17 protein-coding genes are annotated in these 10,884 nt (G+C 68.9%); all 17 read right to left on the bottom strand.

What is annotated here, in order from left to right:
- A partial coding sequence (locus tag M529_RS36435; RefSeq protein ID WP_021318197.1) for a baseplate J/gp47 family protein occupies positions 1 to 499 on the bottom strand: 499 nt, incomplete at its 3' end.
- Complete coding sequence (locus M529_RS36430) at positions 496 to 990, bottom strand: phage GP46 family protein (RefSeq protein WP_021318196.1); 495 nt, start codon at positions 988 to 990, stop codon at positions 496 to 498. The genes M529_RS36435 and M529_RS36430, both read right to left, overlap by 4 nt.
- Positions 987 to 1,280 (bottom strand): hypothetical protein, encoded by a 294-nt coding sequence (locus M529_RS36425; RefSeq protein WP_021318195.1) that lies wholly within the window; start codon positions 1,278 to 1,280, stop codon positions 987 to 989. Before M529_RS36425 ends, M529_RS36430 begins: the two co-directional genes overlap by 4 nt.
- Complete coding sequence (locus M529_RS36420; RefSeq protein WP_021318194.1) at positions 1,277 to 1,522, bottom strand: hypothetical protein; 246 nt, start codon at positions 1,520 to 1,522, stop codon at positions 1,277 to 1,279. Before M529_RS36420 ends, M529_RS36425 begins: the two co-directional genes overlap by 4 nt.
- Positions 1,519 to 2,079, bottom strand: coding sequence for a phage baseplate assembly protein V (locus M529_RS0124705; RefSeq protein WP_021318193.1), 561 nt, complete (start codon positions 2,077 to 2,079; stop codon positions 1,519 to 1,521). The genes M529_RS36420 and M529_RS0124705 overlap by 4 nt, the downstream gene beginning before the upstream one ends.
- Positions 2,076 to 3,131, bottom strand: a complete 1,056-nt coding sequence (locus tag M529_RS36415) for a phage baseplate assembly protein (protein WP_021318192.1) — start codon at positions 3,129 to 3,131, stop codon at positions 2,076 to 2,078. The genes M529_RS0124705 and M529_RS36415 overlap by 4 nt, the downstream gene beginning before the upstream one ends.
- Positions 3,124 to 3,621 (bottom strand): hypothetical protein, encoded by a 498-nt coding sequence (locus M529_RS36410; protein WP_021318191.1) that lies wholly within the window; start codon positions 3,619 to 3,621, stop codon positions 3,124 to 3,126. Before M529_RS36410 ends, M529_RS36415 begins: the two co-directional genes overlap by 8 nt.
- The gene (locus M529_RS36405) at positions 3,614 to 4,840 is read right to left on the bottom strand and encodes a DNA circularization protein (protein ID WP_021318190.1); all 1,227 of its coding nucleotides are present in this window, start codon (positions 4,838 to 4,840) and stop codon (positions 3,614 to 3,616) included. The genes M529_RS36410 and M529_RS36405 overlap by 8 nt, the downstream gene beginning before the upstream one ends.
- Positions 4,837 to 6,459 (bottom strand): tape measure protein, encoded by a 1,623-nt coding sequence (locus tag M529_RS49740; RefSeq protein WP_021318189.1) that lies wholly within the window; start codon positions 6,457 to 6,459, stop codon positions 4,837 to 4,839. The genes M529_RS36405 and M529_RS49740 overlap by 4 nt, the downstream gene beginning before the upstream one ends.
- Positions 6,460 to 6,577: 118 nt before the next feature.
- Positions 6,578 to 6,901 (bottom strand): phage tail assembly protein, encoded by a 324-nt coding sequence (locus M529_RS36395; protein ID WP_021318187.1) that lies wholly within the window; start codon positions 6,899 to 6,901, stop codon positions 6,578 to 6,580.
- A complete protein-coding gene (locus M529_RS36390; RefSeq protein WP_021318186.1) occupies positions 6,901 to 7,272 on the bottom strand; it encodes a phage tail tube protein in 372 nt (123 codons plus the stop codon). Before M529_RS36390 ends, M529_RS36395 begins: the two co-directional genes overlap by 1 nt.
- 36 nt (positions 7,273 to 7,308) lie before the next feature.
- Positions 7,309 to 8,745 carry a phage tail sheath subtilisin-like domain-containing protein gene (locus M529_RS36385; protein ID WP_021318185.1) on the bottom strand — a complete coding sequence of 479 codons (1,437 nt, stop codon included), beginning with the start codon at positions 8,743 to 8,745 and terminating at the stop codon, positions 7,309 to 7,311.
- Positions 8,745 to 8,972 carry a DUF2635 domain-containing protein gene (locus M529_RS0124690; protein WP_021318184.1) on the bottom strand — a complete coding sequence of 76 codons (228 nt, stop codon included), beginning with the start codon at positions 8,970 to 8,972 and terminating at the stop codon, positions 8,745 to 8,747. The genes M529_RS36385 and M529_RS0124690 overlap by 1 nt, the downstream gene beginning before the upstream one ends.
- The gene (locus M529_RS36380) at positions 8,969 to 9,649 is read right to left on the bottom strand and encodes a phage protein Gp37 (RefSeq protein WP_161626349.1); all 681 of its coding nucleotides are present in this window, start codon (positions 9,647 to 9,649) and stop codon (positions 8,969 to 8,971) included. Before M529_RS36380 ends, M529_RS0124690 begins: the two co-directional genes overlap by 4 nt.
- Complete coding sequence (locus M529_RS36375) at positions 9,625 to 9,843, bottom strand: hypothetical protein (protein WP_021318182.1); 219 nt, start codon at positions 9,841 to 9,843, stop codon at positions 9,625 to 9,627. Before M529_RS36375 ends, M529_RS36380 begins: the two co-directional genes overlap by 25 nt.
- A complete protein-coding gene (locus M529_RS47770; RefSeq protein ID WP_021318181.1) occupies positions 9,840 to 10,367 on the bottom strand; it encodes a phage virion morphogenesis protein in 528 nt (175 codons plus the stop codon). The genes M529_RS36375 and M529_RS47770 overlap by 4 nt, the downstream gene beginning before the upstream one ends.
- Positions 10,367 to 10,884: DUF1320 domain-containing protein (locus M529_RS47765; protein WP_236617682.1), on the bottom strand; the 518-nt coding region annotated here is incomplete at its 5' end. The genes M529_RS47765 and M529_RS47770, both read right to left, overlap by 1 nt.

The following is a 10,884-nucleotide window of genomic DNA, read 5'->3' as shown; positions in this document are numbered from 1 at the left end:
CCCCGCCAGCGACGGTCGCGATCGCCGCGATGCCGGCGATCGGCGACAGAAAGGTCAGCGACTGGCCCGCGTCCATCGCGCTGGCGTCACCGGCGCCCTCGGCCGTCACCGGCGCCACCGCACTGCCGCCCGTGATCGTCGCGGCGGCCGTGGTGACGTAGCGGGCGCCGTCCGAGCGCACCAGGACGGTGCCGATCGGCGCGGTGACGCCGTTCGAGCCGAACAGGATGACGCTGCCCTGGCCGGCGACGGCCGCCTTGCGGGTGAGGCCGAAGATCGAAGCCCAGCGCACCAGGCGATCGCCGTCGGCCACGTCCGGCAGGAATCGCGACAGATCGTCCAGCATGCCATAGGCGCCGTGCACGGCGCCGCCATAGGCACGAGCCAGCACGTCCAGGACGTTGCGCCGCATCCGGCTGTCGGCGCCGGGCAACCGAGCCGTGATATCGCCCTGGATGCGCGCGATGATCTGGGAGAGGGTCGGCCGCTGGAAGGTCATGCGGTCTCCTCGCTGAGCAGCCGGTTCGCCTCGGCGTCCCAGAGGAAATCGATCGCCTGGCGGGCGCCGGACGGCCGGGTCAGCGCAACGCCGATCAGCATCGCGCCGCTGCGGCGGGCAGCGGTGACCGGCAACAACGTGCACTCGACCTCGACCGACGCGGCGAGGCCGTCCTCGACCATCCACGCCAGCGCCTCGCGGCAGTAATCCGTCGCGCGGGTCGCGGTCGCCGGCACGACCTTTTCGCGGGCCAGCAGCCACAGCCGCGATCCGATCCGGTCGTTGCGGTCTGCATTGGCACAGTCGCCCCACCAGCCCCGCCGATCGGCAGTAGGGTCCGCCAGCGGATCGTCCTCGCGCGCCCGGGCGTCGGTAAACAGCGACATGATGACGGCCGTGCGTAGCCCGTCATCGGTCGCCAGGTCGCCGCCCTCGATGGCGAGGTCCGCGCCCCAGGCGCCAGGCCGGAAATGAAGGGCGATATCGGTCATGCCGGCATGTGGCCCTTCGGTTTTGACACGATCTTGATCGCCTGGCTCAGCGAGTAGGAGCCATCGAGGCGAATGTTGATGGTGACGCGCCACCCATTTTCATAGGCCGCGTGGATGCGGCGCAGCCGGCCCTGTCGATCGAAATGCGCATGCGCCTGGACCGGCTCGCCTTCGCCGCCCATGGTTCCGCATTCGCGCAGTTTCGCACCGACCATTTCCATATTGTCCGGCGTCACGTCGACCCTGCGCCAGCTGCGCAGGCCACGCTTCTTGGGAGAGGCCGCCCTCATGCCATCCACCTCCCTCGATCGGTGGATACGTCGGCGACCCCGTGGTCCGCGTTGAGGGGCTTCCAGATTTGCGTCTCGATCCGCATCGGATGATAGGGCTCGCCCCCCGCATCCTTCTTGCCGACGAGCTGGATCAGGAGACTGCGCTCATCCTCGGCCTCGAAATAGCGCAGGTCGAACATCTTGGCCTGCTGCAGCGCCTGTGCGCGCGCGATCGCCACCATCGTTTCCCAATCGGTCATGCGATCTTCACCTTTCCGGACCCGCCCGTGATCTGTGTGGAGTTGACCGTGTCGGTCTTGCGCGCGGCGTCCAGGCTGGCGCCTTCGCCGAGCAGGATGGAGCTGCCGTCGACCAGCGCCTCGCCCCCGGCCTTGATCGACACATTGCCCTGTGCGTCGACGGTGAAGTCGCCGTCCGTCTGCACCGTCACGCCCAGCGGACTCGCGATCACGATGCCGTCGCGGCCGAGCAGCACTTTCTGCTCCTGGTCGTCATACAGGGCGACCTCGCCCTCCTGCAGGCCGATCAAGCGATAGCGGCGATCGGCGACCGCCAGCACCACCGCGTGGCTGCGCGAGCCGCCGACGCTGAGCGCGATCGCCTCCGCGCCAGGCTTGGGATGATAGGACAGGCCGTAGGGCTGGAAATGCTCCACCCCGTCCTGCGTCTCGTCGGCCGCCAGCTCGATCTGCAGCGTCTGCAGCGTCTTCCCGTCGTCGATCGCCGCCAGGACGGCGCGGCCGACCATCATTCGGATGCGGCCGGCCAGCGGCTCCATCATGCGCGCGAAGCTCATGCCGCCTCCTTTTCCGGAAGCTGGGCGAAGGCCTCGGGCGGCGCCACGGTGATGGTCGCCGTCGTGCCGTCGCCGTCGTTCTTGCTGAAGGTGACGGCTGCGATCAGCATCACCTCGTCGGCGATCTTGACCGGCGGGCACTTCACCCGCACGCGGCTGTTCGGCCGCCAGAGCGCGCCCCCCGGCGCCGTGCGCCAGCCCGCGACGACGATATCCGCGCCGCGCGATCGGCCGGCGCGCATGCCCGCCTCGAACTTGGCGCGGACTTGCGCGCTTTGCCCGTCGCTCTGCTCCTCTGCCATGACCAGCAGCGGGCGGTAGCGGCGCACGCCGCCATCCTTCGCCTCGCCCCTGATCTGGCTGACCGTCTTGCCGTGGCGCTCGTCGTCGCCCCGCGCCTGGCCCTTGACGATGTAATCGGAATAGCGCTCGCGATGGTCGTGGCGGCCGTTGGCGGACTTGATGTTGACGCCCAGCTCCAAGGTCGCGACCGGTTCGCCCGTCTCCGGCGTCGTGATTTCCAGATCGCCCGATGCCGTCGGCACCGCGATCAACCCGCGGAAACGCAGCAGCCGCTCCAGCGCGGCGGCGACGGTCTCCCCCTGCTGGAGCGCGAAGCTGCGAATCGCGGCGCCGGTCGATGCCTTGGCAGTGACGGCGACGCCGAAGGGGCGGGCCAGCTCGGCCGCGATCTGCTCGACCTTGGCGTTGGACCAGCTGCCCGGCTTGTGGACGGCCGAGCAGTCGGCCAGGTCGCCGGTCTTGTCGCGGCCCTCGACCTGGATGCCATGAGAGCCGGCATCGATGGACGGCGACACCGCATCGACCCAGCCGTCGACGACCACGTCCCCGCCGATGCGCAGCTGGCAGCGATCGTCCGGCGCCACCTCCAGCAGCTGGCCCGCCGCATCGTCCTTGCTGGACAGGGACAGCGAAAAGGCACCGGACATCGCGTCCAGCGCGCGCGTCACCCGCACATCGGTCCAGCCGGCATACAGCTTGCCGCCGATCGCCAGCTCGACGCGTTCGGAAAGATCGGGAAGGTCAGCCAAGGGCCACCTCCGGCGCGAACTTCAGGATATCGGCAACGAAGCAGCAGATGCGTGTCGACGCCTGGCCGCGCACGCCATCCCACTCGCCGGCATAATCCGGCCCGGCCCCACGGCGCGGCGAATGGAAGCTGACCTGGCCGGTGGCGATCTCGACATAGAGGACCTGGTTGAAGCCGGTCGTGTCACAATCGACGCCCCAGCCCCAGGCGATCTCGAGCGCCTCGGCATGCTCGGCCAGCACGCTGCAGAGATTGTCGATCGCCCAGCCTTTCCGGTCATAGGCCATGGACCGGTACGAGCCGCGCCCGCGAATCCCGCCGCGATAGGTTTTCGCTCTTTCGCTGTTCTTGCATGCCCGGAACAGGTTGAGCGCGACGATGCCGATCGGACCTCTCGCCTGCAGCTCTTCGAAGAGGGCGAGCGTGCGCTTGCCGTCCGATCCGCCATAAGTCGCCATAACGGTGGCAAGGTCGAAGCTGGGCTCAGTCATTGCCGGCCTCCGTACTCAGCACCTGGAGCGGTACGCCGCCGCCCACGAATCCCGGATGCGCGATCCGGTTGCGCGCCACGATCTCGGCCGCCTGGCTCTCCACCTTGGCGGGATCGCCATAGAGGCGCTGGGCGATCACCAGCGCCGGTTCAGTGATTGCGGGCATGTAGGTCATCAGCCGCGCCAGCGTGCCGCCCCGTGCGGTCAGGTCGGCCGTCACGGCCAGGCGCAGCGCGTCGTACTGAGCGGCGCCGGCATCGTCTCCGGCATCGGCCTGGCGCAGCGCCAGCCGGTCGAGCCGGTCGGCCGCGTCGTCGCGCGCCGCGACCGCGTCGTCATAGGAGGCAAAGGATGTGCCGGCGAGGCAGCGCACCAGCTCGGCCGAAGCGGAGAGGTTGACGAGCTGCACGATCGCGTCCTGGTTTGCCCGCTCGCGCGCCCGTGCCGGCGTCGTGCCGATGACGGGATCGAGATCTGTGCCCCAGTCGGTCAGTACGCGGAAAGCCCCGGCCCGCGCGGAGCCGGACCCACCGATCACCGACAGCGTCTGAACCAGGCCGACGACGGCCAGCCCCAGCTCGATCGGCTGGCGGATCAGGACGCCCGCTCCGCCCAGCAGGTCGAGCCCCGCCTCGAAGGCCCGCAGCGCCGGCCCGGCGCCGCCCAGCAGTCCGCCTTGGATCGCGGTCAGGGATGCGGCTCCGGTGACGAGATAGCCGGCGGCGGCCTCGACGAAGGCGGTGGCGCCCGCGACCGAGAATGTGTCGGCGAACAGGCCCGGCGCGGCGGCCTGCGCCTCGTCGGCCGCGGCGATCGCCTGCGCCTGGGTGTCGGCGGTCGGCCCGGCCGGCGCCGGCAGGCCGGTTTCAACAAACTCGATCGAGAAGCGCGTGATCCCGCCGTCGATCGTGCTGTCCTGCCGCGACCAGCCGGGGACGGCGACCTGCATCGATCCCAGCCACGGATGGATCAGCGTGCCGGCGCCGGGCGCGTCGAGCGCATCGGCCAGCGCGTTCGCCTCCGCGATATGGTCGGCGCCCACGACATGGCACTGGAAGGAGAAGCTGCGCCCTGCGCGGCCCAAATCTTCCCAAACGGGCTTTTCCGCCTGGGGGAACTCGTGCACGACACCGCGACGTCCGCCGCGCGATTCCCCGTCCTCGGTGCGGAACGGGACGCCGCGAAAGCTGCCCTTCTGCCATCCGGCCGGCGCGTTCATGCGAAGGCTCCCATGGCGCGGCCGGTGTTGACGTCCAGGTCCAGATTGGTGGACGCGACCTTGGTCACGCGCGCCGTCGTGCCGGCGTCGGTCTTGACGGAGATCTCCATCTTGCCGGTGGGCGGAGAAGGCCATTTGACCGGCGCCTGGCCGGGCAACAGCGGCGATTGCCTGGTCGGCCGCGCGGGCTGCGGCAACAGCCTGTCACGGCGCAGCGGCGCCAGCGGCTGACGGTTGGCCGGCATGGCAGCGGACGCCCGCGGCGGGGCGTTGCGGGCGTGCTGATAGGCCTGCCATCCGTCCAACGCGCGACGGGTCATCTGCAGCGGGAGCGGGAGCAGCGGCGTCATGTCGATCCGGCCCGCCTCGCGCGCTTTCCGGCTCAGGTAGATGATGGCATTGGCCAGGTCGCGCACCCCGCCAGCCACAGTGACGAAGTCGCGGCCGATCTGGGGCCAGTCGGCGCTGCCGATCGTGGCGACCAGGTCGCCGAGACCGGCACCCGTCTTGTCGGCCCAGGCCTGCAGAGAGCCGTCCTTTTCCATTCTGTCGATGGTGCCCAGGAGGCGGTCGAACTGGCGGTTCACCTCTTTGCCGAGGCCGCCCTCCCAAACCCGCGCGGCCTGCCTGTTCACGAAATCCCAGATGTTGGAGATTTTTCCTGCCGTGATCTTCGCTCGCCGATCCATCCCGCCGGCAAAACGCTCATCCAGAATTTGAGACAAAGCCCGCTGTATCTCGGTCGAGCTTGCCTTGACCGTTTTTGAAAGCTCCTTGCTATTCCGGGTCCATCGCAACGTTACCTTGTCGCCCGCGACCGATGCCCGGATGCCGAAGGACTTCAGCCGCTCGTACTCGCCCGTCACTGCATCCGCCATCATCTCGACGGCGTCCATTATCGGTCGGTTCATACCAGCGGCGGCATCGCCAAGCGTCCGCAGCGATCCGCTGGTCGGATCGATGCCGTATGCTTTCAGGGCGATGAAGGCCTCCATGACCTCGTTCATTTCATAGGGCGTTCTTGCAGCGAATTTTGCCACCCATTGCAGTGCACGGTCTGCGGCAGCGCTTGACCCCTCCAGCCCCTCCAGCTGGGTACGAAAGCCCTCCATCTCCATGCCGGCAGTCGCGACCTTATAGAGAGCGGCGATCGCGCCCGTTCCCGCGAGAGCGCCGCCGCCGACGACGGCCCCGCGAATGGTGGTGCCGATCAGCGTTCCCGTCGAAAACGCCAGCTTCTCCATCCGCTCGTTCGTGATGTCGAAGCGGCGGACCAGCCCGTCGAGCGCACGGATGCCTCGCCGCGACATGCCCGCCAGGCCGGCGCCGACCCTGCGCGCGCCGCGCTCCAGGCGCCCGGCCGAGCGTGTGGTGCGCACCATGCCCTGGTTCATTCGCCCGGTGGAGCGAGCGACGGCCACGCCGATCTGGTTGAGCCGCCGCAGCTCAGCCGATGCGCCGTGGGCCTGGTATGTCATTGCCCCCATACGGCGATCGAGCCGCCCGACTTCCGATCCGGTCCCCCGGATCGTACGGCCCAGGCCGCCGACGGCGTCCTCGACGCGCTCGACCGGGCGCGACGCCCGGTCCTGCGCTTCGATGATCATGGAGAGCTTCATTCATTCCCCCCGCGCATGGCGGCGATGCGTTCCGCCTGGTCCAGCCAGAACTCCAATTCGACGTCGTCGAGCGCCCAAGCTTCCGCGATCGACAGGCCGCCCACGAGCACCAGCTCGGCTAGGAGGTCGCGCCAGTTACCGAACCAGGCTCCCTGAAATAGCCGAGGCAATCGTCGATCCGGTCGATGTCGACGGCGTCCAGCTTCTCGATCACGACGATCGGCAGGTCCGCCATGTCGGAGACGATCCGGAACAGCCGGTCGGTGTAGGGGCGCGCTTCCTCCAGGATTCGCATATCCATGCCGGTCAGCCGCCGCAGCTGCACGCGGTCGACCCGATGCTCCGTTTCGCCGACCCGATAGGTCTTCGGCACCAGCAGGTCATAGCTCAGGTCTTTGTTGAGGAAGCTCGGCCGCTCCCCTTCCTTGCGACGGCCCTCCATCACCGCACCTGCTCGGCCGGCTTGGAATAGGCGATCGCCTGGGCGCGGCCGTCGCTGGTCGTGATCTGCGGCGTGCGTTCGGCATAAGCGTTGCGCATGACCCAGCTCTGGCCGTTGTCGAACTCGACCGAGACGGTCTCGTCCTCCATCGCGCCCCAGGCGAGAGCACTGAAGCCGGCCTTGGTCAGCAGGTTGATCTCCAGCCGCGCCGGCCGGATCTCGCTCACCCGGTACGCCGCCGCCTCATAGTCGCCGGCCACCGGCTCGCGGGTCAGGCCGCCAGGATCGAAGGTGGTGTCGCCGGCCGTCTCGATCAGCTGGCCGTTCACCTTCACCCTGGCGCGGCCGATGACCTGGTTCTTGTTCGCCATGTCTTACTGTCCTTTCACTGGCCCCTGAGGCGCCTCTCAGAGGATGAATTCGATGCGCGCGGCGAGCTGGAGCAGCCCGTTGACGGTGTCCGGCGTCATCAGGATGTTGAGCTGCGTCGGGTTGCCACTGTCGCGCTCGATGACGAGCCCGGCGAGGAAGCCGTCGACATCCTCCATCAGGCCGGCATCCTCCCAGTCGCGAGCCAGCGCGATCGTCTCCGCCCGGACAGCCGCGATCGTGTCGGCGGTCATCTTCGCGCGCGGAAACTTCTGCGCCATGCGGGCGCGCCAGCTGCTGCGCATATAACCCAGCGTCGCCGTCGTCTGGACGTCCAGATAGCTGGGATCGTCGAAGCCGGCGGCGTTGACCTGGTAGCAGCTGATCAGCCGCTCGATCGCGACCTCTCCGGCCGGCGTGACGCGGAAGGTGGAGATGCCGTCACGCAGCAGCAGGTTGCGCTCCGTCCGCGTGAAGCGATGCTCCAGCCGCGGCGCGCGAATCCCCGTCACGACCAGGTCGGTCAGCGGGCGGGCAGGGTCGATCTGCAGGTTGTAGGCCGCGACCGCGGCGAACGCCGCCGCCACTTTCCACGGCGGATCGGGCAGCTTGTTGCCGCCGACGATCGTCGAATGGATGCCGTTGCGGGTCGCGCCGAAGCTGCTGAGCGTTGAGAAGCTGCCCGACGCTCCGAAATAGGCGCGGCCCTCGATCTGGCGGCCAGGCCCCCACCGGTCGGCCAGGTCCACGTCGATCGCGGAGATGTTGGCCGCGTCGGCCAGGCCGATCGCCATGGCCTGGTACTGCTCGTCGCCCAGGGCCGCGATGATGGAGGTCAGGTCCGGGTTGGACGTGCCGCCGGCCATGCCGACGATCGTCGCGGTGACCCCGGCCGGCAGCTTCTCCCCGTCGAAATAGTTAGTGCGCACGTCGATGTCGTTGCCATAGGCGCCTGTATGGCGGGCCGTCAGGGTCACGACATTGGCCGCGACCGTCGACGTCACATACTGGTCGCCGAAGGCGTTGATCGCGCTGTTGAGCGCCGCCGCGATGGTGTTGGCGGAGGCTCCGCTGGCGACCTGCACCTGTATCCGCTGGCCGCCGATCATGAGGGCGATCGTGCCGGCGCCGGTCGCGGGGCCGCCGATCGTGATCGTGCCCGTCGCCGGCGTGCCCGCCGGGTTCTCCGCAACCGGGAGCGCCCACAGCTCGACATCGCGATTGGCCGCCAGCGCCGCCTCGCACATCGCGTGGATCATCGACGCCCGCCCGCCCAGCACTGCGCCGTCTTCGGGCCGTGTGATGCGGACGGGGGCGACGCTGCTGGGGTTGAAGATGTTGTAGCACAGGCCGATCAGCAGCAGCTTGTACTGCGCGGGCGGCAGGCCCTGCAGCGCGCGGACATTGCTGATCTCGACCTGGCTCCCCGGCACACGCTGGTTGGACGCGATCTGGTCGAAGGCGAAGCTGTTCATCAGGCGTCTCCCTTCTTCCCGGCGGCTTTTTCGGCGGCGGCTTCAGCCTTCGCCGTACCTGCCAGCACGCTCTTCTCGTCGGTCGGCACGATGTCGCCGTCATCCAGCCGGCGCTGCCAGTAGCTGGACCAGACGATGCCCTTGCCGAAGGCGGGCAGGGGTTGGCCGTCCGTCGGATCGCGGACGGTCAGGCCCTCCTGCGGGCGGAAATAGCGAAGGTCGTTCATGACGGGTCGGTCTCCTGGGGAAGGGCGATGTGATCGGTCGCGTCGGCGTGGAAGTCGTCGGCCAGCTGGACGCCGGGCTGGACCAGGTCGCGGTCGACCGGGTTGGGCATGGCGAAGGCCGGGATGTCCCAGTTGACGTGCAGCGCCTCCAGCGCGCCATCGTCGCCGTCGCCGGCCAGCTGGACGGGGAAGCGGCAGGACAGCATCAGCGCATGGGCGGAGAGCTTCAGCTCCTTCATCATGGCCGTGCGCTTCAGCGGCGTCGCGTCGCCCACCTCCAGCGGCTCGTAAAGGTCGAGGTCCAGCATCTGGCCGGCCAGCACGGCGGCGGCGCCGAGCGCCAGACGATAGCTGCCCGGCTCCTTGGCCGGATCGGGACCGCCATGGCGATTGGCCTGCTCGTTCGGCCGCGCGCTGCGGTTCGCGACCACCAGGCCGAATGTCCCGTCGACCACCAGCTCGTCATTCAGCCGCTCGGCATTGGACCAGCCGGTGAAGCCGACCCACACGGCTGGCCCGCCGATCTCGCCCTTGAACTCGCCGAGATAGGACTCCCAGTCCTCGGGTAGCGTCTCGCGGCGGCGCCAGGCAAAGCCCAGCGCCGGCTCCATGGTCTGCAGGCGGGCGAGGATCGCCAGTTCGATCGCGGCGATCATGCGCACCGTCCCCCGAACCACCGGAAGCCGTCATGGACCCAGCAAAGCAGGCTCCAGAGGCCGAGGCCGATCAGCAGCGGCAGCCAGAGCAGCGCGACGGCGCGGTCGCGCCAGCCGATGTCGATCAGCCCGCCCTTGGCGTCCGACTGAAGCGTCCAGAGCACGGCGGAGAAGCCGGCCCAGATCAGGGCGATGGAAAGGAGCGCGCCGGTCACTGCTCCAGCTCCAGATAGTCGGCGACATGGCCGCGGATGCCCTCCAGCCCGTCCGCCGAAACACCGATGAATTCGCGCTTGGGGGTGTTGGCCTTGCGGCTGTGCGCCTTGACCGTGACGACGATCGGCTCGGCCAGCTCGACGCCGAACACCTCGCGCATCGTGCGCTGGTGGCTGGCGACCTGCTCGGTTCCGGACCAGCCGTCATTGTGCCGGCGGGCATAGACGACGTTGGTGCCCACCTCGACGCGGCGCGGCCCGGCATTGTGGGTCATCGACCCGCGCAGGCGGCGCGTGTCGGTCAGCGTCTTGCCGCCCGTCTCCCGCGCGCGGCCCGACTTCGGCCAGGGGATGCCGGCGGGCGAATGCTCGCCCTCGAAATTCTCCTCGATGTCGACCTCGATCTCCATGCCGATGATGTCCATCAGCGGCGTGAGGTCTCCCAGCTGGTCGGCCAGGCGCGCCAGGCGGCGTTCGACCTCGACCAGGCCCTCGACGGTCAGCTCCATGCCGGCGCCCGCCATCAGAAGCCCTCCAGCGAATCGCGACTGAAGGTGCGCTCGCGATCGGGGACAATGACGGCGCCCTGACGGGCCGGGATGTCCTGCCGCCCCTGGTCGATCTTCTGCAGGCCGGTGGAGATGTCGCGCAGCAGCTTCATCGCCTGGTCGCGGCGGTCCTTCAGGTCCTCGGTCATCGCCTTGTGCAGGCGGACATAGGCGAGGTCGCAGACGATCTCGGTCAGCAGCGGCGGGATGGTGCGGCCAGGCGCGGGCGCGTAATATTTGGCGACATAGCCCTCGGCGATGGAGGTGGCGGTCGCGATCTTCACGTCGATCGCGGCGACGGCCTGGTCGTTCCATGCCGCCTGGTCCGTCAGCTGGACCAGCTCGTCCTCGCCGAAGCGGGCGCGCATATCGTCGGCGGTGGCGAGCATGGCGACTTCGAACACTCCATCAGAAACATGGTCCGGGACGGGGCCGGGAGTAACCCGTGCAGGGGACGGCCCCGTCCCGGATTGGTCCCCCGCCGATGAGCGGG

It is taken from the genome of Sphingobium ummariense RL-3 (genome assembly GCF_000447205.1).
GTDB lineage: Bacteria > Pseudomonadota > Alphaproteobacteria > Sphingomonadales > Sphingomonadaceae > Sphingobium > Sphingobium ummariense.
Note: the sequence above shows the minus strand (reverse complement) of the source record. Positions and strands in the feature narration are given on the sequence as shown.

Bases quoted from the DNA above. Each gene is read 5' to 3' on its own strand.
- M529_RS36420 (WP_021318194.1), bottom strand. From the start codon at position 1,522: ATGACCGATTGGGAAACGATGGTGGCGATCGCGCGCGCACAGGCGCTG.
- M529_RS49740 (WP_021318189.1), bottom strand. From the start codon at position 6,459: ATGAAGCTCTCCATGATCATCGAAGCGCAGGACCGGGCGTCGCGCCCG.
- M529_RS36425 (WP_021318195.1), bottom strand. From the start codon at position 1,280: ATGAGGGCGGCCTCTCCCAAGAAGCGTGGCCTGCGCAGCTGGCGCAGG.
- M529_RS47770 (WP_021318181.1), bottom strand. From the start codon at position 10,367: ATGGCGGGCGCCGGCATGGAGCTGACCGTCGAGGGCCTGGTCGAGGTC.
- M529_RS36405 (WP_021318190.1), bottom strand. From the start codon at position 4,840: ATGAACGCGCCGGCCGGATGGCAGAAGGGCAGCTTTCGCGGCGTCCCG.
- M529_RS36410 (WP_021318191.1), bottom strand. From the start codon at position 3,621: ATGACTGAGCCCAGCTTCGACCTTGCCACCGTTATGGCGACTTATGGC.
- M529_RS36430 (WP_021318196.1), bottom strand. From the start codon at position 990: ATGACCGATATCGCCCTTCATTTCCGGCCTGGCGCCTGGGGCGCGGAC.
- M529_RS0124705 (WP_021318193.1), bottom strand. From the start codon at position 2,079: ATGAGCTTCGCGCGCATGATGGAGCCGCTGGCCGGCCGCATCCGAATG.
- M529_RS0124690 (WP_021318184.1), bottom strand. From the start codon at position 8,972: ATGAACGACCTTCGCTATTTCCGCCCGCAGGAGGGCCTGACCGTCCGC.
- M529_RS36390 (WP_021318186.1), bottom strand. From the start codon at position 7,272: ATGGCGAACAAGAACCAGGTCATCGGCCGCGCCAGGGTGAAGGTGAAC.
- M529_RS36395 (WP_021318187.1), bottom strand. From the start codon at position 6,901: ATGGAGGGCCGTCGCAAGGAAGGGGAGCGGCCGAGCTTCCTCAACAAA.
- M529_RS36385 (WP_021318185.1), bottom strand. From the start codon at position 8,745: ATGAACAGCTTCGCCTTCGACCAGATCGCGTCCAACCAGCGTGTGCCG.